The sequence below is a fragment of the Dyadobacter sp. CY261 genome (assembly GCF_021440085.1).
Taxonomy (GTDB): Bacteria; Bacteroidota; Bacteroidia; order Cytophagales; family Spirosomataceae; genus Dyadobacter.
The window spans coordinates 324,837-343,319 of sequence record NZ_JAKCPW010000003.1 but is presented as its reverse complement, the minus strand read 5'-3'; the positions used below and the strand labels follow the sequence as shown (position 1 = coordinate 343,319).

Genomic DNA, 18,483 nt, shown 5'->3' with positions numbered 1-18,483 from the left:
TTTCAACAAACCAACTCTGAGCTTTTCAACAAAGTGGGGCGGGCCAGGACCGGATACTTTTGTATTGTACTTAAAACAACAAGACAATGACAAAAGTATGGTTCATTACAGGCAGCTCCCGCGGATTGGGACGCAGCCTCACAGAAGCGGTTTTAAAAAGCGGAGATAAAGTAGCAGCCACAGCCCGCAACCTTGGCCAGCTCGACGACCTGGTGGCACAATATGGCGATCAGATCAAACCTATCGCGCTAGATGTGACGAATTACGAGCAAGTGTATCACTCGGTGGCCGACGCCGTAGCACATTTTGGACGGATCGATGTATTGGTTAATAATGCTGGCTTCGGTATTATCGGTGCGGCAGAGGCATATACAGACGAACAGGTGCGCAGCCAGCTCGAAACGAATCTTTATGCACCCATAGAAGTGACCCGCGCCGTGTTGCCTTACATGCGTAAGCAGGGTAGCGGCCGCATTTTGCAGATCAGCTCGATAGGTGGTCGGGTTGGAAATGCAGGTCTGACGATGTATCAGGCGGCAAAATTCGGCTTGGGTGGTTTTACCGAAGCATTATCGAAGGAAGTTGCTCCGCTGGGTATATTTGTGACGAGCGTGGAGCCGGGTGGTTTCCGTACCGACTGGGCGGGCGCTTCGATGAGCTACGCCCGCGAAATAGAAGGTTACGAAATGGTCAACCAGCGTACGGATTACTTTAAATCAGGCAAGTTTGTACCGGTCGGCGATCCTGAAAAGGCAGCCGATGTAATGGTAGCATTGGCCACACATCCTGCACCTCCTGTGCACCTGGTGCTTGGTAGCGAGGCCATTGGCATCCTCAAAAGCGCCGACGAAGCCCGGAATGCCGAAATGGAAGAATGGCTGGAAGTGAGCCTGTCCACAGATCACCAAGAATCGGAAGACTTTCTGAAAACGTCAATGGGTAAATGGTACACCGGGATCAAGAAAGACGCTTAATTTTTAACTTTGTCTATGTCCGATCCGAAACCCGATAAACAACCCTTCCCAATCGCGTATTCCTGCTATTATATACGGAATCGCGAGGGGGAGCAGTTTGCGCCCGAGCACGTGTTCAGCTATCAGATTTCCGGTACGCTCACGATTAACAATGGCGAAAAGGAATATGTTTTCAGGGAGGGCGATTACCGGTTTATCCGGCGCAATCAGTTGATCAAATTTATTAAACAGCCACCGCCCGACGGTGTTTTTAAATCCATTTCGGTGTATCTCGACCAGCCAACTTTAAGGAGTTTCGCGATGGAGCAAGGTTACCAGGCCGACCATGCCAAAGGCCAGGAGGCAGGCTCCATCATTGCCATAAAAGGGGGCAGTTTAGTGAAAGGGTTTATGGATTCTCTGATGCCGTATAGTGAAGACGACCAACTGATCGACGATGGGTTGCAGGTATTGAAAGTGCGGGAAGCTATTATGATCCTGCTTCGGTCATCGCCGGTAATGAAAGATATATTATTTGATTTTAGCGAACCCGGCAAGATCGATCTGGAAGCATTTATGCACAAGAACTTCCATTTCAATGTACAGATGAATCGTTTTGCTTATCTGACGGGCAGAAGCCTGGCCACATTCAAGCGAGATTTCGAACATATTTTTCATACATCTCCCAGCCGCTGGTTACGGCAGCGTAGGTTACAGGAAGCACATTATTTGATCAGGGAGAAAGGACGCACAGCTTCGGACGTTTATCTGGAAATCGGTTTTGAGGACCTGTCGCATTTCTCTTTTGCATTTAAGAAAATGTATGGCGTGTCGCCTTCGCGGCTGGCCGGTTAGTACATCAATAGAAACTAATATTATGTAAAGCCTTGTAGTCTTCTTGATTGCAGGGCTTTCTTGCCCATAGGCATCGGTAAATCTTGCATACAAAACCTTTCTGTCGAAGCAAATGGGAGGAGCCTGTCAGTACACCAAGTGCTAAATATCAGCGGTTATGAAAGCGGTTCTGGTCGGGGAGGTGCGCCGGCTGGCCTTGAATAATCTTCCGGTAATGGTATAAATTCGTGGTCGTCGGCTGGCGGTAGCTGAATGCGGCCTTGTTTCCAGTCTTCCTTGGCTTGTTCGATGCGCTCTTTTCGGGACGATACGAAATTCCACCAGATAAAGCGTTCACCCAACGGTTCGCCACCCAACAACATCAGTGTGGTATTTTCTTTTGCCTTGATCGTTGGCTCCGCATTTTTATTAAAAACCAGCATTTGCCCCAGCTGATAAAAATGACCACCCGTTTCCACAGCGCCTTTCACGATGTATACGCCCCTTTCCGAATGGCCGGCAGGTACCGTAAATGTTGCCCCGGCTTCCAGCACCACGTGCAGGTAAAACAGGGGAGAATGGGTATTAACACCGTTGGTAAGCCCAAAAGCCTCCCCTGCGATCAGGCGCATCCATACGCCTTTGTCGGTAAAGACCGGCAGTTCTTCCCGGGTATAGTTCCTAAATGAAGGGGAGGCTTCTTCGTCTTTTTCAGGCAATGCGACCCAGGTTTGGATCATTTCGAGTCCGCCCGAGAGTGCGGCGGGATCCTCGAAACGCTCGGAATGCGCGATGCCGCTTCCGGCGGTCATCCAGTTTACTTCTCCGGGTTTGATAATCTGCTGCACGCCTGTACTGTCCCGGTGCGTTACCTGCCCATCGAACAAATAACTGACCGTCGAAAGCCCGATGTGCGGATGCGGAAGCACATCCATCGAAGAAGGGTTCACAGGAATGCTTCCCAATGGCCCGGCATGATCCATAAATATGAACGGCCCGACCATTCTTCTCAGGCGGAAAGGCAAAATACGTTTCACGACTACCGATTCACTGATGGCGGCCTTCCGGGCTTCGATTACGATATCCAGCATTTGAGCATAGTTTGTGGGTTAAAGATAAAAAAAGACCGCAAGTGTGAAGGTTGTTTTTGATAAGCCTAAAAGAAATATGGAAGTTGGAAGCAAGAATGAGCAGTTTAAGGAAAGCGGGCTTTCCAACGTGGTTATGTCAACATCATTTCCCGCCCGACGTTAATCTCCCGCAGAAAATGAGCATCATGCGATACTACCAGCAGCGTTCCACGGTATTCGTTAATTGCGGCGGTCAGAATGCCGATGTTCTGAATGTCCAGGTTGTTGGTTGGCTCATCCAGAATGATCATATCCGGGGCCTGATTTGCAATGGCCAGCGAGCAAAGCATCAGCCGCATTTTCTCGCCTCCGCTGAGGTTGGCGCATCTTTTATCCCAGTATTCTTTGGTAAACAGGAAGCGGTTCAACCGGGTTTTGATATCGTGCTCCTGCAATGCGCCGGAATTGAATTGCTGCGCCTGCTCATAAACCGTTAAAGTATTGTCGATCAGCGAATAGTGCTGGTCAATATAAATCGATTTAAAATCGGCTCCCCCGATGCTTCCCGAAGTGGGTTGCAGTTCGCCGAGAATCATCCGTATCAAAGTTGTTTTTCCCGAACCATTAGCACCCTTGATCACAATGCGCTCTCCGCTCGTAATCTCAAAATCAATGCTATTTTGCCAAAGCGGTTCATCGTCGTAGGTAAAATTGACATGTTCCGCAGTGACGAGGATCTTGCCCTTGTGAAGCGAGGAATTGTCGAAATCAACCTTCATTTTATCAATGCCGGATAATTCGCCGCGTAACTGACTTAGTTCCTGAGCAATGCCGCCCACTTTTTCGGCGTGTACCCCTTTGATTCGCGCTGTGCTTCGCTCGGCATTATTTCGGAGGGTATTCTGGACAATTGTAGGCAATCCCGCTTTTTCTTGCTTCTTTTTTCCCCGCGCATCAAGCTTCCGCTGCCGCTCTAAGGATTCCCGTTCCACCTCTTTGGCTTTGCGGAGCGCTTTTTCCCTGGCTTTCACGTCCTGGCTCAAAGCTTCGTTTTCGATCGCTTTTTGCTCGCTATAAAAATCATAATTCCCGCCATACATGTTTATACCCCGTTTGCCAAGCTCGCAAACGGTGCCGAGCAGATTCAGCAATGTTCTGTCGTGACTAACCACCACAAGCGTATCGGTCGTTAAACGGATATACTTATACAGCAGCGCCCGGCCTGACGCATCCAGATGATTACTGGGTTCATCAAGGAGTACGATGTCCGGCTCGTGGATCATGATCCCAGCCAGGAAAACCCTGGTCTTTTGCCCGCCGCTGAGCATGGCCATGGGTTGCGAAAGGTTGAGTCCACTCAATTGCCAGTGGGCGAAAGCTTCCTGGCATCGTTCCTCGATACCCCAGTCGTCGTCGAGTAATTCGAGGTTCATATCGGTCAGGTGCCCATCGAGGATTTCTTTCAGGGCCAATAGCTTATCGTAGATGCCGAGCGCTTCGGCCACCGTGTGCTGTTTGTATTGGTCAAAAAGCTGGGGGACATAATACGGCTTGGAATCCACGCTTACAACCCCTGCGGTCGGTTTCAAATACCCGGCCAGAATACTCAGCAAAGTGGACTTGCCCGCGCCGTTATTGCCGATAAGGGCAATTTTGTCGTGGGTATTGACGATAAAATTTATATCTGAAAACAGCACATCCCGGTTCGGGTGTGCATAGGTAACACCTTGAAGGAAAAGCATAGCGCATTTCTTTTGAAAATGAATAATGGCAGCATTGTCATAGCTGCGTACATTGATCTTTCTAAAGAAATAAGCTCTTACACCTGGTGTTTTCGGTTGGTGAATAATGATGCAAAGCTAAGCAGAAAATTACAAAATTGCATTCTGGTCAACCATTGGTTACTTTGATCTCCTGTCTTTTGCTATATTCTGAGCTCCGGAACGGCGCCGATAGGTAATGGTGCCACAGCAGCATCGTCGCAATGGAACGATATGGTTTCCAAGGTTCCGCAGCAGCGAGTAATGCCTCACGTGAACTTTCCCAGGACAGCCTTTTAGCACGTTTCAATGCATTGACGGCCGCCAAATCGCCGATCGGGAAAATATCAAGGCGTTGTAACACGAACATCAGATATACATCCGCCGTCCAGTTGCCTATACCCTTCATCGCCGTTAGCCTTGCGCGCACTTGTTCGTCCGGCATATTCACCATTCCCGGTAAATCGAGTTCACCATTCACGATCGCTTGTGCCAGGTTACGGACATAACCCGCTTTTTGTCGGCTCACGTAGCAGGCGCGCATTGTCACATCACTCAATTCGAGGATTTTTTCAGGCGTTAGTTCGCCGGTTTCTTCTTGTAATTTTCTTAGTGCTGCCAGCGCCGAGGCCAACGAAACCTGTTGCTCCAAGATAATGTGGACGAGCGTTTCAAATGAATTAGGCCGGGTCCACATAGGCGGGTAACCGTGCTGTTGGATGATGGCGAGAAGATCTTCGTCATTTTCAGCGAGCTTGTCGCAAAAACTATGGAAATTCTGATCGGTAAAAGTTTCAAACATGTTGAGAAGTAATGCGGCAGGAAGTTTGGGAATGTTATTCGAACAGCGAGGTTTGCAGGAATGGAGCTTCCAGATTTAACAGTAGTTCCTTGTTGGGAAGGCCGCCGCCGAAGCCGACCAATTTTCCGGTCGAGCCTACCACTCTGTGACAAGGCGCAATGATAGGAATCGGATTCCTGTTCGCAGCCCCACCCACCGCGCGTACGGCATCTGGATTGCCTATTTGCCGGGCAATGTCACCATATGACCTCGTTTCACCAAAAGGAATTGTGAGTAAAGCCTCCCAGACTTGTTTCTGAAAATCGCTGCCGATAAAGTCGAGTGGGAGGGAAAAGGATTTTCGTTTTTTTGAGAAATAATCAGTCAGTTGCTGTTCCGCTTCTAGAAGTACCGGGTGATTTAGATCCTCTATACCCTGGCCGCCTCCCGCCCGATCAGGATTATCCCGCTCCCAAAGCACCGCACGAAGTCCCTTTTCGCTGGCAATTAGTGTCAGTTTGCCTACCGGCGATGACATGGTTTTGAAGAAGGTATCCATCTTTGTTGCTAGTTGTCTTCCTGCAACAAAAAACTGGATTTAATCAGTTCGGAACCAGGGATTAATTCCAGTAAACAAAACAAGATAGGCTGATAATACTGACTCTTACGGGATTGATCTTATCAACTATCCATCGGTCAAAAATACAAAGAAGCGGCACCTGATCCATTGCAGATGCCGCTTCTTAAATTGTATTCGACAAGTTTACGCTAATGTCGCATTCAATACAATTTCAAAATTAAATGCCTGACTTACCGGACAGGTTTTTTCAGCTCCTTTTGCAATGACCTGGAACTCATCTTCTGAAATGCCCGGCACTTTGGCTTGCAATGTCAGTTCAGATCTGGTGATTTTGCCATTATCCAGCGTCACTACGGACTGTGTTTCCAGTGATTCCACTTTGTAACCTGCCTGAGTAAGGTCGAGGTCGAGTTTCATTGTGAAACAGCCCGCGTGAGCGGCGGCAAGGAGTTCTTCAGGATTGGTGCCGACACCGTCTGCAAAACGGCTTTTGAATGAATATTGGGTTTTGTTTAAAACCGTGCTGCCTGTCGTGATGTGGCCGGCGCCTGATTCGATGTCACCATTCCATACTGCTGTTGCTTTGCGTTTCATGATCTTTAGAGTTTAAAATTGGAAAAATGGTTAAAATAAACTGTACTATATAGTACAAAATTGGTTAAAAAAATTTCAGTTTAATATATTCAGGTTCATGCGGACCAGCTCAGCGAGTTTTTGCTGGTCTGTTTCCATTCTGCGCGTGACGTTCAAGCCATTCCAGAGGTTCACCAGGTAGGCACCGAGCGCTTCGGCAGGTTCTTTGGTTTGAAGCAATCCCAGGTCTTTGCCCCTTTGAACGGCTTCCGTAAATATTTCTTCCAGTAAGTGCAGGTATTTGCCAGCGATCAGTTTGAGGCCCGAATCGTCGGCGGAAACCTGTATCAATGCGTTACCGAAGTAACAGCCTTTGTTACCGATCGGCGAATCAGCGCCAGTTAGCGAAAAGAAAAAATCCCGGATAAACTGTACCGGATTCTCGCAGGTAACGAGTGACTCGCGAATCGCCTGAAAGTTTAGCTCAACAACCCGGTCCATTGATTTGCGGAACAGCTCTTCCTTCCCGCCTTTGAATGCAAAATAAAAACTGCCTTTTCCGATTCCCATGGCATGGAGCAGGTCGTCGGCAGTCGCGTTGGCATATCCTTTCTCCCAAAAGACTTCCACCGCCTTATCCAGGATCGCTGTCTCGTCATATATTTTTGGTCTGCCTGCCATTGTTTTTCTGTTTGATGTTACAAATATACAATACTTTACTAATTAGTACAAAATAAAATTAATTTTTTTGGAGAAAAGGAAGGACGGAGGATGGGCGATACGTCAGTTCTGAGCGCGCGGGATACATCCCTTTCCCAATCCTCCCTTTCCTCCTCGATCCCCTTCGTTTCCCCATATTATTTGTTATCTCAACCATCCCGCATTAGATTTGCGCCAGAATCAAAGTCCTCTTTAACCTGTCCCGCTTTTTGAAAGCTTCCGGAAAACAATGGATTGCCCTGAGCCTGATGCTCCTGATGCTTGTAAAAGCATGGGTGATTCCTTTGGTATATCTGGACTACGAGCTGCGGCGGGAGTATATTATCGCTAATCTCTGCGTTAACCGTGATAATCCGATCGTGGTCTGCGATGGCAAATGTTACCTCGCCAAGCGGGTCGTGGATGCCAAGAAACAGGAGGAGCGCCAGGCCGAGCAGACTTACATGGCCAATTTGCTCTATCAGGTCATGGATACGCGCAAACCCTATATTTTCAATGCACCCGAACATTTAGAAATGCCGGTTGTCATTACCTACGAATTCAATTCCCCATTCATCGCTCGCATTGTCGCTGCCGATATTTTTCATCCCCCGCTGGTATAACCCGGCACTCTTCCCTGCGGTTGACCTTCCGGTAACTGCTTAACCTATTTATTTTTAAAACCAGGCATTACCGCTGATGGTAACCGTCTGCATTACTTCTTTATACCGATGAAAAATATCTTTTCCTTCGGCTATGCGATCGGCATGGCCGTTATATGCGCCATTTTTCTGGCATCATGTTCCGATTCTTCCGGCGATTCATTGCCTGATCCTCTACAGAGCGGCAAGCTACGGATCGAGTTCGATAATGTGGCCGGCGATAAGAACTTGATCCTCAACAGTGTGACTTACCGGAATGCCGCCGGGGAGGATTTTGTTGCTACCAAATTCAATTATTTTATTTCGAACGTCCGGCTGTTTGGCGCCGACGGTACTATTTACACTGTGCCGCAGGATTCGAGCTATTTCCTGATCAAGGAGGATACGAAAGCATCCCAATTTGTTACGCTGAACAATGTGCCGTTCGGCGATTATCGGGCGGTCGAATTCATGGTAGGGGTGGACAGCCTTCGCAGCACGACGCCGATCGAGAGACGCAAGGGAGTGCTCGATCCGTCGGGTTCGATGATGGACGACGGCATGTATTGGTCGTGGAACTCCGGTTATATTTTCGTGAAGCTGGAGGGCACTTCCCCTGCGGGTAATCCGGTGAATGGCAAGTTCTATTATCACATCGGGCTGTTTGGCGGCTACTCGCAGCGGACGGTAAATAACACCCGCATGGTGAAAGTGGATTTCGGCGAGTTGCGGGCGGGTGTGAATGCATCCAAAACGCCGGAAGTGCATTTGCTGGTAGATGTACTCAAACTGTTCGATGGTCCGGGTACCCGCGCAAAAATCGCCGAGGCCAACAGCATTATGGGCGGACAGCCGCAGCGGTCGGCGGAAATTGCCGATAACTATGCACAAATGTTTTCGCTGGATCATATCCATTAAAGTACTGATATGACCAGATCATCGATCATTTGCTGGGTCGGGCTCGGGCTGTTGCAAACGGGTGCCGCTTGCCGGCACTCGCAGCCGCAACCCGCAGCTTTCGGTCCCACGCCCATAGCCTGGCAAAAGCCTGCACATTTCCCGGAACCGGTTTATGACATGGCACGCAACCCGCTCACTGAAGAGGGCGTGGAGTTGGGCCGGTTCCTGTTTTACGACGGCATTCTCTCGCGGACCAACGTTGTTGGATGCGGTACCTGCCATCAGCAGCAGGCGGCATTCACGCACCATGGACACGAGCTTAGCCATGGTGTGGAAGACCGCCTCGGCGTGCGCAACCCGCCCGCCGTGCAGAACATGGCCTGGAACACCTCGTTCTTCTGGGATGGCGGTGTCCACGACCTCGACCTGCTACCGTTCAACCCGATCGAAAACCCGGTCGAAATGGACGAAAAAGTAGGTAATGTCCTCGAAAAATTGAGGCAAACCGCTCAAAAGCCGGTAGATTACCCCAAAATGTTTAAAGCGGCATTTGGTTCGGAAGAAATCAATAGCGAGCGGATGATGAAGGCATTGTCGCAGTTTATGCTGACAATGGTATCGGCGGAGTCGCGCTATGACTATTTTAGAATGGGCGACGCTTCTGCCTTAACGACGACCGAGCAGCAAGGCCTGGCATTATTCCGAACTAAATGCGGCTCTTGCCACACCGGCGAGCTTTTTACCGATTTTAGCTTCCGGAACAACGGCCTTATGCCGCAGCAGAATAATGATGAAGGCCGTTTCGCCATTACCGGCCAGGACGGCGACCAGCACAAATTCAAGGTGCCTAGCCTGCGTAACGTGGCGCTGACCGCCCCGTACATGCACGACGGGCGTTACCACACGCTCGACGAGGTGCTCGACCACTACACCGACAGCGTGCAGCCTTCGCCCACGCTCGATCCAGTGCTGTTAAGCCCCGGCGGCAGGCCCGGCATTTCGCTTTCCCGGAGTGAAAAGGCTTTGCTGGTAGGCTTCCTGAAAACGCTTTCTGACGATCAGTTTATCCATGATGAAAAGCTTTCCGATCCGGGAGTAGGAAATGCTTTTTAATTAATAATGCATTTAAAATGAGATATATACTAATATTTATGGCAGCTGTTCTGACACTTCTGTCAACGCCGCTGATGGCCTGCGATATTTGCGGTTGCGCGAACAGCGGTTCGTATTTCGGATTGATGCCCCAGTCGCACAAGTCGCTTGTTGGCGTGCGTTACCAGCATTTGCGGTTTACAACCCATGCGGATAGCAAGGTGTTACGCACCGAAGAGCAATTCAATGTGACAGAATTGTACGGGCGGTTCTTTCCGATAAAAAGGGTGCAGGTCATGGCATTTGTACCCTACCGTTCCGATCGCCAGCATACCAGCGCGGATACCAAAAGGCAGAATGGCCTTGGGGACATAACTGTCCTTGCCAATTATAACATCTTCAATTCTCTGATGGATACGGAGGCGTCTTCGGCGGTGACCCACACGCTGATGGTGGGCGGGGGAGTCAAACTCCCGACCGGCCGTTTCAAATTCGATGAAAACGATGTGACGCAGGTTGCCAATGCCAATTTTCAACCCGGCACAGGTAGCACCGACTTCATCCTGAATGCATTCTACACGATGAATATTAGCGAATGGGGCCTTGCTACCAATGTTTCCAGGAAGTTCAATACCACCAATGCGCAGGATTATCGCTTTGGCGATCAGCTTTACGGTACCGTGGATGTGTACCGGTCGCTTACATTGGGTTCGCTTACGTTCATGCCCAGCCTCGGATTATATGCCGAGCATTCTGAACACGGCAGGCAGCACGGCGTGGTACTCGAAGAAACCGGAGGTAAAATGCTGAACGCCTCATTGGGGCTGAGTTTGTTTTCTAACCGCTGGACACTGGGCGCGCACGGACAACTGCCTGTGACGCAACGAAGTGCTTCCGGCCACGTGCGGGCCTATGAGCGTGTGCTCGTCCAAGTAGGCTGGCTGTTTTAGTGTTTTCGGCGCGACCGTCATTTCTGGCGGTTGCGCCATTTACTTAATATAATACCCCTTTACGATGAAAGCTGTTACCAAACTATTTATGACCATGTCGATGGCTATTGTTGCCTTCCCGGCCTGCCAAACAAGGAAATTGCCTTATATGGGCGAACCTGAAAAGATTGTCAAGACCGTCGGCGGCAAGGAGGTGGAGGAGCTCAATTACCCCGCGATCCCGCCATTTGCCTTTACCAACCAGGATAACCGGACTGTTACCGAGCTCGATTTCAAGGATAAGATCTACGTGGCCGATTTCTTTTTCACCACCTGCCCGACGATCTGCCCCATTATGAAAAAGAACATGCTCAAAGTTTATGAGGTTTTCAAAGACAATGCTCAGTTACGCATTCTTTCGCATAGCATTGATCCCGAACATGATACGCCTGAGGTGCTGAAAAGGTATTCCAACGACCTTGGCGTAAGCAATGCCACCTGGCAGTTCGTGACGGGCGACCGGGAGAAAATTTACGAAATAGGGCAGAAGCATTACCTCATTACCGCTGCCGAAGACGCCAAATCGCCGGGAGGATTTCTGCACAGCGGGCACTTTGTATTGATGGATAAAGACCGGCACATCCGCGGCATGTACGATGGTACAACAGATGCCGGCACCTACGATCTCATCCGCGATATCCGTACTTTACTTAAAGAATATGAATGACAAAGATAAACCTTTGCAGGAACCAGAAGGCCGTTTTTCGCGTAGCTTTAAGTGCGATACTAACTTCTTTAATCACTAAACTTAACCATTATGTCTAAGAAAATTTTGTTGCTGGCAGGGGATTATGTCGAAGATTATGAAGCCATGGTGCCTTATCAGGCTTTACTCTCCGTTGGATTTGAAGTAGATACCCTCGCTCCCGACCGCAAGAAGGGCGACACCGTGCCCACAGCCGTTCATGACTTTGTAGGCGACCAGACTTACAAGGAAACGCAAGGCCACCGTTTCGCGATCACCGTTGACTTTGAAAACGTAGACCCGGCTGATTACGATGGATTGTACATCGCAGGCGGCCGTGCGCCTGAGTACACCCGCCTGAACAAGCGTGTATTGGAAATTACCAGGCATTTTTTCGAGGCCAACAAGCCGGTAGCCGCCATTTGCCACGGTATCCAGATCCTCACTGCGGCGAAAGTGTTGCAAGATCGCACGCTCACGGCCTACGTGGCAATCGGTCCGGACATTGAACTGGCTGGCGGCACATGGAAGAACATTCCGGCCGATCAGGCGATTGTGGACGGGAACCTTGTAACCTCGCCAGCGTGGCCCGGACATCCTGCGATTTTGAAAGAGTTTTACAAATTGCTCGGCGTGCAGATCAGTGGTATTTAACGGGTAGCATGATGAAATGGCGGAAGGCTTATTTGTTGGCATCCCGCCATTTTTAATTTCTTACCTGCTAAATTGAACCAGGCAGTTGCTCCTATCGACGAACCGCCTTATTTTTGCATGGCAATTAATGATATTATGTCCGATAATCGACTTCTTTTCTGCATTTCGCCTCCTCCGGTAGCCTAGTGGCTTAATAACCGGAACCGATCCTGGTATTTTCCTGCCCTCGCGGGAATTAGTTTTCTATTGCCTGCTGTCATTGTTCACGAAGGTTGTTGAGCCTTAGCCCGCACGACGGGTTTTGCTTAACCGGTTTGCATTTGCTTGATCACGTCGCAAGTGCTTCTGATGTCCATTTAATTACCTTTTTGAACAATTATTACAATGAAACAAGCTTTCATCAAGCTACATATAGCCATTATTCTCGCCGGTTTTACCGGTATTTTCGGTAAACTGATTACTGTCAATGCAGGGCTTTTGGCCTGGTACCGCCTGTGGCTGGCGGGAATTTTAATGTTGCTGATCCTGGCCGCGACCAGGAAGTTCGAGGTGGTATCCTTCCGGGATTTCCGACGTATTTCGCTCGCGGGACTTCTTTTGGGGTTGCATTGGATCGGGTTTTACGGGAGTATCAAGTATTCTAATATTTCGGTAGGCGTGGTATGTTTCTCACTCACTGGTTTCTTTACCGCCATCTTTTCGCCGCTGATTAACCGAAAACCGTTTGTGGTGTCGGAAATGCTGCTGAGCATGCTTACCCTGGCCGGAATTGCTTTGATTTTCAGTTTTGACTCCCAATACCGCGTCGGGATCATCCTTGGTGTGATTTCTTCGGCGGTTGCATCGTTATACATGATCACCAACGAGCGGCTCGCGCATGCATTCAAAAGCGAGACTGTTACCATGTACTCGATGATCGGTGGGGCCATCGCGCTCACACCGCTGATGCCCGTTTACTTTTCCTTCTTTCCTGTTGCAACACTCATGCCGTCACTTTCCGATTGGGGCTATCTTCTGCTACTGGCGTTCTTCTGCACCGTGGTTTTGTACATGTTGCAAACGCAGGCGCTAAACCGCATTTCAGCATTTACAGTCAATCTCAGCCTGAATCTCGAACCAGTTTACACAATAGGCCTGGCCATTCTGATCTATCATGAAAACAAGGAATTGCAATGGTCGTTCTATGCAGGATTGGGGTTAATTATCCTGTCGGTGGTGCTGCAAATGCTTCGTGTAGTGCGGGGGCAAAAGCCTGAGGATCAGGCGATTTTAAGTAATTAATCAGAGTTTTAGCAGCCGGATGTGTTTCTCCGCCCGGCTGTTTTTTTTTACTTTAAATTCTTCAAAACCAAATCTATTACTTCATTAATATGCTCGCTTTCCCGGGTTACCGGTTTTTCAAAACCCGGATAGCGCAAGGCTTCGGGAATGTCTTTTTCGAGCTCGAGGTGTGCTTGTTCCCTGGTTAGAAACAAGCCTGCTTCTTGTAAATGCTTCGCCAGATACACCTGCTCCGATTGCCCTGGCGTGGGCACCAGTAATGCCTTTTTTCCCAGCACGGCGAGATCCATTAATGTTGAATAGCCACTCCGGCAAACCACCAGTTCCGCACCTGTAATGGCCAAGGTAAGGTCGTTTGCATTCGCGTGCGTAGCATAGGTGACGTTTGCAGACACAAGTATAGGAGCAGCGCCTGCGGGATTGCCTGCTATGATATGGAAATGGTATTTGTCAAGTCGGGCCAGTTGTTGAAGGAGTTTTTGTTCCAATATGCCCCGCATCGGTTCCGGGCCGGAAAGCAAAATAAGTATCCGGCCGTTTTCTATGGGCGTGGCATTCGCCACCGGCCGCATTTGCGACAACAGGCCCACATAACGCGCATTCACAGGTAAATGAATCGGGTGAGATAATGCGCCGGCCAGCCCACCACTTTCTTCGCGATCCACCACCCAGCATTCGTCGAATTTTTCCAGGATGCGGTAATGCAGTTTTCGCAGGAGCCAGTCCGCGCCGAACCCGAAACCGGTCATGATTTGCAACTGGTGGGTCATGATAACCGATTTCAACCCATCAATTTTCAATCCATAGCGATTGTCGGAAATAACGAGGTCGAACTGGTGGGTGGCATGGGTCTTGCGCAGCCATTCGCGCTCCCTGCTGATCGCACGAAAGATCTTCGGAATCTGGGCCAGAATTCTAGTGGCAAAAGTTCTTCCGCTTCGGCTGTACGTGACCTCGTATCCGGGAAGATCCAGCTGGGAAATTTCCGGAAAATTCTCCCGAAGCAAAAGTGAGGTATTGCCGGAAGCCGCAATCGTAACATCGCAACCTTTTTCAAGGAGGTAGCGGATGACGGGGATACAGCGTGTGGCATGTCCCAGCCCCCAGTCGAGCGGCGCTATCAGGATACGGAAAGGCAGGGTGGAATGACTTTGGTTACAAGGGTAAAAATAGCAAGTCCCGCGCTATTTTGATCCAAGAAATGACAGAACACGATCGGTAACTTCTTTCAGAGAGGGCATTTGTACCGGTTTTTGCAGATAATCGATCACATGACCGGAGTCCATGGCGCGGTCGTAGTCTGCCACATCGGAGGAAGAGCTCATCATGCAAATGGAAATAGGGCTGGAAACATCCGGTTTTATTTTACTGTATTCATTCAGGAACTGCCAGCCATCAAGGATAGGCATATTGATATCGAGCAAGATCAACTGGGGCAACTTCAATGCATTTTCCTGGTTGTGGATAAGATAATCGAGAGCATCGCGCCCATTTTCGAAGTAGATGATTTCCCGGGCTATTCTGGCTTTTTCTATGATTCGTTTCAGCAGGTAGGTGAATATCTTGTCGTCGTCAACTACGCAGAGTATTTCAAGCATTTTCGTTAAAAGTGATTTTAAATGTAATGCCCGCGTCGACCTTGCTAAATACCTGAATGCTCCCGCCCTGGGCTTCGATCTGATTTTTTATCAAAAATAGGCCAACTCCGTGAGCATCTTCATGTTTATGGAAAGTTTTATACAAACCAAAAATCTTCTCGGCATGCAGCGATAAATCAATTCCTCTTCCTTTATCACAGTATTCCAGCACTTTAAGCCCCACTTTGTTGCGGTAAAAGTGAAGTTTGATCATCGGGTGCTGATCGTCTTTTTTGTATTTGATCCCGTTGGAGATCAGGTTCATCAGGATGCTTTCGAGGTAAATGTGCGGGAATACGATTTCCTTTTCCTCGAATTCCAGATCGATATGTGCCTGGCTTTTATGTAAGCTTTCGTCCAGCACACTTAATACCTGGTCGGTTACCTCACGGATATCCAACTTTTCGCCTTCCAATTGGTTATCGCGGATCTTGATCACCTGTGAGAGGTCATCGAGTGTTCCGTTGAGGTGTTTAGCCACGGTTTTAATCTTCTGAAAAAGCTCTTCGTTATCTTTCGTAAGTGTCGTTTCATCGACGAATTCCGAAAGCAATGCAATATTGCTCGAATGGTTGCGCAGGTTGTGAGAAAGAATATGCGTGAAACTATGCAATTGATTGTTCTTTTGCGCCATCTGATCAATCGATCTGACCAGGTCGATTTCCAGCGTTTTATATCTGTCAATATCCATGATGATGCCTCCAACCTTGCTGACTTGCCCGGCTGCATTCAGTAACGGAGTGGCCGAAAACCGGACCCACTTACGCGTGCCGGCAGGCGTTACTAACTGTAATTCGTGGTCCCATGCCTGTCCAAACTGGATAGATTCACGCAAAGCCGCGCGGATAATCAGTTGATAGGGTTCGGGGAAGAGTTTGAGGAGGTCGGTCTCGCTATGGACATCGGCCTCGTCGGTTTCGAAGATATTACCGCAGGTTGCAGTCCACCTGAACTGCCCCGTAGCAGGATCATATTCCCAGCCGCCCAATTTGCCCACATTACCCGCGGCGGTGAGCAGGAACTCGCTTTCAGCCAGCTTCTCTTCTACGATAGTCCGCTCGTCTATTTCGCGTTGCAGGTCGGCGACCGACCGTAGCAGGAGTACATTCGGGAATATTTTAAACAGACAATAAACCGTAGTAAGCGATACGATGGCGGTGCCAAACCGCACCAGCGCACTAAAACGATAGATCGGTAACCAAAAGATCAGCGCGTCGATCAGGTGCGTTGCACCGCAGAAGAGGATGAATGCGACGAAAAGCCAGATGGTTTTAGGAAAGGGAAAATCTTTGCGCCTCAAAACAAACCGGACCAGGAAAACCGGTATCAGAAAATATGCTGCCCAGATCAGAATGTCAGAAACAATGTAAAGCCAGCCATGGAAGTCAGACCAGTAGCCGCAGTACCATCGGGCCGGCCATTCGGCGGTGCTGAAGATGCCGTTAAAAAATTCTTGGGACTGTTCCGGAAGCCCACCTTGAGAACTCCGTGACACGGCTGTATGGCAAACCGGAATATTGTCATTTGAAATTATGTGGAGGTGAGCTGCTTCGGGCACCATGAATCATGCATTAATGGGGGCTTTAATGCAAAAATTAATGATAATTATGCAATCAAACAACCACTATTTCTGATTCAAAACTACGCCGGATAATGCCGTAAAATACAATTCTAATGGCTTTGTAAAAGTAGTTTTGAGTTGATGAGCTAATAACTGGGATACGGTTTGTGACGTGTGAACAGATGCTAAATGAAGTAGATGTTAGGAGGCTAACTGGACGGTGATTCGGCGTATCCAATAAGTTTTGAGTCGGCTATCAAGTCGTACTTTATTGAATTCGTTTGATTTTTTTTCTGATAAAAGACAAATGAGGACTAGAAAAAATAATTTTTTACGTAGAAAAAGTTCAATGCACATTTTGTAGCCGAAATGGGTTTTTAGTATAAATTAGCGATCCGTTCCAGCTTAAATTGATTGCGGCGGATTTGCATGAATATTCACATACACCAAAACAATGAAACCCCGGTAGCCGAGGTTTTATCGGACCAGACGCTCATACGAACACCGGAAGAGGCCTTGCAATTAATGGTCGATCTGTATTACCAGGATTATGACCGCATCATCTTGCATGAGCAAAATATCATCCCGGATTTCTTTGATTTGAAAACGGGGATTGCCGGCGAAATTCTTCAAAAATTCACTAATTACAGGATAAGGGTAGCGATCGTAGGCGACTTTACGCATTACGAAAGCAAAAGCCTGCGCGACTTCATCTTTGAGAGCAACAAAGGAAGGCAAATCAACTTTCTGCCTTCTGTAGAACAGGCCGTAGCTAGATTGTCCAGTTAACGGTGATGGAAATCGACCTCATCCTGGACCGGTTTTACCCTTTGCCCTTGTCCTCGAAAGAGGCACTAATGGCACAAATTTCGGAAGTCAGTCATCCAAAAGGGCATAAGCTCCTCCATGCGGGCAGAGTGGAAAGGAACTTATATTTTATCAAAAGCGGAATCGTACGCGCTTATTCGGATTCCGATGGCGGTGATGTTACCTTCTGGTTTGGTAAAGAAGGTGACGTGGTTGTTTCAATGAAAAGTTATGTGACCGGGCAGGAGGGCTACGAACATGTGGAAACGCTCGAAGCGTGTGATTTTTACCAAATGAAAGCCCAGCACCTCGGTGATCTTTTTTCAAGCGATATCCATATCGCCAACTGGGGCCGTAAACTGATCGAACTAGAGCTCATCAAAACCGAAGAGCGGCTGATTTCCATGCAGTTCAAAACCGCTCAGCAACGGTATCTCGACCTGATTTCTGACGCGCCCGACTTGCTCCAACGTGTACAATTGTGCCACATCGCTTCCTACCTGGGCATTACACAGGTAAGTCTCAGCCGGATCCGGGCGGAAATCAGGTAGTGCCTTCCTTTTTTATCATTTGTAAAATTTTTTCCGGATCCCAGATAGGACCTTTGTTAAAAAAAGACGAGGTTATGAACTGGATTATCTTGATTATCGCCGGCCTGTTCGAGGTCGGATTTGCTTCCTGTTTGGGGAAAGTCCGCGAAACGTCGGGCAGCGAAATGTATTTGTGGTTTACGGGATTTATCATTTCCCTGGTAGTGAGTATGCTTCTGTTGCTCAAAGCCACGCAGACGCTTCCAATCGGCACGGCATATGCGGTGTGGACAGGAATAGGAGCGGTAGGGACCGCGCTCGTCGGCATATTAGTGTTTAAAGACCCTGTCAGTTTCTGGCGGGTATTTTTCATCTCAACATTGATCCTTTCTATCACGGGGCTGAAAGCTGTGTCGCATTAACGGATCCTGTTTTGTAAGCGGGAAGTTCTATTCC

The 18,483-nt window shown here is 48.7% G+C and carries 21 protein-coding genes; 12 read left to right on the top strand and 9 right to left on the bottom strand.

The window, feature by feature from the left end:
* Positions 1 to 86: 86 nt before the first annotated feature.
* Together LZD49_RS11380 and LZD49_RS11375 are read left to right on the top strand one after the other, a co-directional pair.
* Positions 87 to 974 (top strand): SDR family NAD(P)-dependent oxidoreductase, encoded by an 888-nt coding sequence (locus LZD49_RS11380; protein WP_234667474.1) that lies wholly within the window; start codon positions 87 to 89, stop codon positions 972 to 974.
* A 15-nt stretch (positions 975 to 989) separates the two neighbouring features.
* Positions 990 to 1,808 (top strand): AraC family transcriptional regulator, encoded by an 819-nt coding sequence (locus LZD49_RS11375; protein WP_234667473.1) that lies wholly within the window; start codon positions 990 to 992, stop codon positions 1,806 to 1,808.
* 155 nt (positions 1,809 to 1,963) lie between these two features.
* Here LZD49_RS11375 and LZD49_RS11370 read toward each other — a convergent pair whose 3' ends face one another.
* From LZD49_RS11370 to LZD49_RS11345, 6 genes are all read right to left on the bottom strand, one after another.
* A complete protein-coding gene (locus LZD49_RS11370; RefSeq protein WP_234667472.1) occupies positions 1,964 to 2,878 on the bottom strand; it encodes a pirin family protein in 915 nt (304 codons plus the stop codon).
* 131 nt (positions 2,879 to 3,009) lie between these two features.
* The gene (locus LZD49_RS11365) at positions 3,010 to 4,599 is read right to left on the bottom strand and encodes an ABC-F family ATP-binding cassette domain-containing protein (RefSeq protein ID WP_234667471.1); all 1,590 of its coding nucleotides are present in this window, start codon (positions 4,597 to 4,599) and stop codon (positions 3,010 to 3,012) included.
* 148 nt (positions 4,600 to 4,747) lie between these two features.
* Complete coding sequence (locus tag LZD49_RS11360; RefSeq protein WP_234667470.1) at positions 4,748 to 5,419, bottom strand: DNA-3-methyladenine glycosylase; 672 nt, start codon at positions 5,417 to 5,419, stop codon at positions 4,748 to 4,750.
* Between the two features lie 34 nt (positions 5,420 to 5,453).
* Positions 5,454 to 5,957, bottom strand: coding sequence for a methylated-DNA--[protein]-cysteine S-methyltransferase (locus tag LZD49_RS11355; protein ID WP_234667469.1), 504 nt, complete (start codon positions 5,955 to 5,957; stop codon positions 5,454 to 5,456).
* Between the two features lie 204 nt (positions 5,958 to 6,161).
* Positions 6,162 to 6,572: an OsmC family protein gene (locus tag LZD49_RS11350; RefSeq protein WP_234667468.1), complete on the bottom strand. Its 411-nt coding sequence runs from the start codon at positions 6,570 to 6,572 to the stop codon at positions 6,162 to 6,164.
* Positions 6,573 to 6,647: 75 nt separating this feature from the next.
* Complete coding sequence (locus LZD49_RS11345) at positions 6,648 to 7,232, bottom strand: TetR/AcrR family transcriptional regulator (RefSeq protein WP_234667467.1); 585 nt, start codon at positions 7,230 to 7,232, stop codon at positions 6,648 to 6,650.
* Positions 7,233 to 7,480: 248 nt separating this feature from the next.
* Here LZD49_RS11345 and LZD49_RS11340 point away from each other — a divergent pair, with 248 nt between their 5' ends.
* The 7 genes from LZD49_RS11340 (at position 7,481) to LZD49_RS11310 (ending at position 13,492) form a co-directional block, all read left to right on the top strand.
* Positions 7,481 to 7,873 (top strand): hypothetical protein, encoded by a 393-nt coding sequence (locus tag LZD49_RS11340; RefSeq protein WP_234667466.1) that lies wholly within the window; start codon positions 7,481 to 7,483, stop codon positions 7,871 to 7,873.
* Between the two features lie 108 nt (positions 7,874 to 7,981).
* Positions 7,982 to 8,809 carry an MbnP family protein gene (locus LZD49_RS11335; RefSeq protein ID WP_234667465.1) on the top strand — a complete coding sequence of 276 codons (828 nt, stop codon included), beginning with the start codon at positions 7,982 to 7,984 and terminating at the stop codon, positions 8,807 to 8,809.
* A 9-nt stretch (positions 8,810 to 8,818) separates the two neighbouring features.
* On the top strand, positions 8,819 to 9,904 hold the full coding sequence (locus tag LZD49_RS11330; RefSeq protein ID WP_234667464.1) for a cytochrome-c peroxidase: 1,086 nt from the start codon (positions 8,819 to 8,821) through the stop codon (positions 9,902 to 9,904).
* A gap of 38 nt (positions 9,905 to 9,942) precedes the next feature.
* On the top strand, positions 9,943 to 10,833 hold the full coding sequence (locus LZD49_RS11325; protein WP_234667463.1) for a transporter: 891 nt from the start codon (positions 9,943 to 9,945) through the stop codon (positions 10,831 to 10,833).
* A 64-nt stretch (positions 10,834 to 10,897) separates the two neighbouring features.
* Positions 10,898 to 11,539: an SCO family protein gene (locus tag LZD49_RS11320; protein ID WP_234667462.1), complete on the top strand. Its 642-nt coding sequence runs from the start codon at positions 10,898 to 10,900 to the stop codon at positions 11,537 to 11,539.
* A 90-nt stretch (positions 11,540 to 11,629) separates the two neighbouring features.
* Positions 11,630 to 12,211 carry a DJ-1/PfpI family protein gene (locus LZD49_RS11315; RefSeq protein ID WP_234667461.1) on the top strand — a complete coding sequence of 194 codons (582 nt, stop codon included), beginning with the start codon at positions 11,630 to 11,632 and terminating at the stop codon, positions 12,209 to 12,211.
* A gap of 384 nt (positions 12,212 to 12,595) precedes the next feature.
* Positions 12,596 to 13,492, top strand: a complete 897-nt coding sequence (locus LZD49_RS11310; RefSeq protein WP_234667460.1) for a DMT family transporter — start codon at positions 12,596 to 12,598, stop codon at positions 13,490 to 13,492.
* Between the two features lie 47 nt (positions 13,493 to 13,539).
* Here LZD49_RS11310 and LZD49_RS11305 read toward each other — a convergent pair whose 3' ends face one another.
* The 3 genes from LZD49_RS11305 to LZD49_RS35820 form a co-directional block, all read right to left on the bottom strand.
* Positions 13,540 to 14,499, bottom strand: a complete 960-nt coding sequence (locus LZD49_RS11305) for a glycosyltransferase (protein WP_234667459.1) — start codon at positions 14,497 to 14,499, stop codon at positions 13,540 to 13,542.
* 177 nt (positions 14,500 to 14,676) lie between these two features.
* Positions 14,677 to 15,090, bottom strand: coding sequence for a response regulator (locus tag LZD49_RS11300; RefSeq protein WP_234667458.1), 414 nt, complete (start codon positions 15,088 to 15,090; stop codon positions 14,677 to 14,679).
* Positions 15,083 to 16,624, bottom strand: coding sequence for an ATP-binding protein (locus LZD49_RS35820; protein ID WP_234667457.1), 1,542 nt, complete (start codon positions 16,622 to 16,624; stop codon positions 15,083 to 15,085). The genes LZD49_RS11300 and LZD49_RS35820 overlap by 8 nt, the downstream gene beginning before the upstream one ends.
* 495 nt (positions 16,625 to 17,119) lie before the next feature.
* Here LZD49_RS35820 and LZD49_RS11290 point away from each other — a divergent pair, with 495 nt between their 5' ends.
* The 3 genes from LZD49_RS11290 (at position 17,120) to LZD49_RS11280 (ending at position 18,449) form a co-directional block, all read left to right on the top strand.
* Positions 17,120 to 17,479, top strand: coding sequence for a DUF4180 domain-containing protein (locus tag LZD49_RS11290; RefSeq protein ID WP_234667456.1), 360 nt, complete (start codon positions 17,120 to 17,122; stop codon positions 17,477 to 17,479).
* A 5-nt stretch (positions 17,480 to 17,484) separates the two neighbouring features.
* Positions 17,485 to 18,048, top strand: coding sequence for a Crp/Fnr family transcriptional regulator (locus tag LZD49_RS11285; protein ID WP_234667455.1), 564 nt, complete (start codon positions 17,485 to 17,487; stop codon positions 18,046 to 18,048).
* 74 nt (positions 18,049 to 18,122) lie between these two features.
* Positions 18,123 to 18,449: a multidrug efflux SMR transporter gene (locus tag LZD49_RS11280; protein WP_234667454.1), complete on the top strand. Its 327-nt coding sequence runs from the start codon at positions 18,123 to 18,125 to the stop codon at positions 18,447 to 18,449.
* Positions 18,450 to 18,483 lie beyond the last annotated feature (34 nt).

Coding starts and splice junctions, on each gene's coding strand:
- LZD49_RS11345 (WP_234667467.1), bottom strand. CDS start 7,232: ATGGCAGGCAGACCAAAAATATATGACGAGACAGCGATCCTGGATAAG.
- LZD49_RS11320 (WP_234667462.1), top strand. CDS start 10,898: ATGAAAGCTGTTACCAAACTATTTATGACCATGTCGATGGCTATTGTT.
- LZD49_RS11380 (WP_234667474.1), top strand. CDS start 87: ATGACAAAAGTATGGTTCATTACAGGCAGCTCCCGCGGATTGGGACGC.
- LZD49_RS11290 (WP_234667456.1), top strand. CDS start 17,120: ATGAATATTCACATACACCAAAACAATGAAACCCCGGTAGCCGAGGTT.
- LZD49_RS11300 (WP_234667458.1), bottom strand. CDS start 15,090: ATGCTTGAAATACTCTGCGTAGTTGACGACGACAAGATATTCACCTAC.
- LZD49_RS11365 (WP_234667471.1), bottom strand. CDS start 4,599: ATGCTTTTCCTTCAAGGTGTTACCTATGCACACCCGAACCGGGATGTG.
- LZD49_RS11375 (WP_234667473.1), top strand. CDS start 990: ATGTCCGATCCGAAACCCGATAAACAACCCTTCCCAATCGCGTATTCC.
- LZD49_RS11370 (WP_234667472.1), bottom strand. CDS start 2,878: ATGCTGGATATCGTAATCGAAGCCCGGAAGGCCGCCATCAGTGAATCG.
- LZD49_RS11355 (WP_234667469.1), bottom strand. CDS start 5,957: ATGGATACCTTCTTCAAAACCATGTCATCGCCGGTAGGCAAACTGACA.
- LZD49_RS11350 (WP_234667468.1), bottom strand. CDS start 6,572: ATGAAACGCAAAGCAACAGCAGTATGGAATGGTGACATCGAATCAGGC.
- LZD49_RS11280 (WP_234667454.1), top strand. CDS start 18,123: ATGAACTGGATTATCTTGATTATCGCCGGCCTGTTCGAGGTCGGATTT.
- LZD49_RS11335 (WP_234667465.1), top strand. CDS start 7,982: ATGAAAAATATCTTTTCCTTCGGCTATGCGATCGGCATGGCCGTTATA.
- LZD49_RS11325 (WP_234667463.1), top strand. CDS start 9,943: ATGGCAGCTGTTCTGACACTTCTGTCAACGCCGCTGATGGCCTGCGAT.
- LZD49_RS11285 (WP_234667455.1), top strand. CDS start 17,485: ATGGAAATCGACCTCATCCTGGACCGGTTTTACCCTTTGCCCTTGTCC.
- LZD49_RS11310 (WP_234667460.1), top strand. CDS start 12,596: ATGAAACAAGCTTTCATCAAGCTACATATAGCCATTATTCTCGCCGGT.
- LZD49_RS11360 (WP_234667470.1), bottom strand. CDS start 5,419: ATGTTTGAAACTTTTACCGATCAGAATTTCCATAGTTTTTGCGACAAG.
- LZD49_RS11315 (WP_234667461.1), top strand. CDS start 11,630: ATGTCTAAGAAAATTTTGTTGCTGGCAGGGGATTATGTCGAAGATTAT.
- LZD49_RS11330 (WP_234667464.1), top strand. CDS start 8,819: ATGACCAGATCATCGATCATTTGCTGGGTCGGGCTCGGGCTGTTGCAA.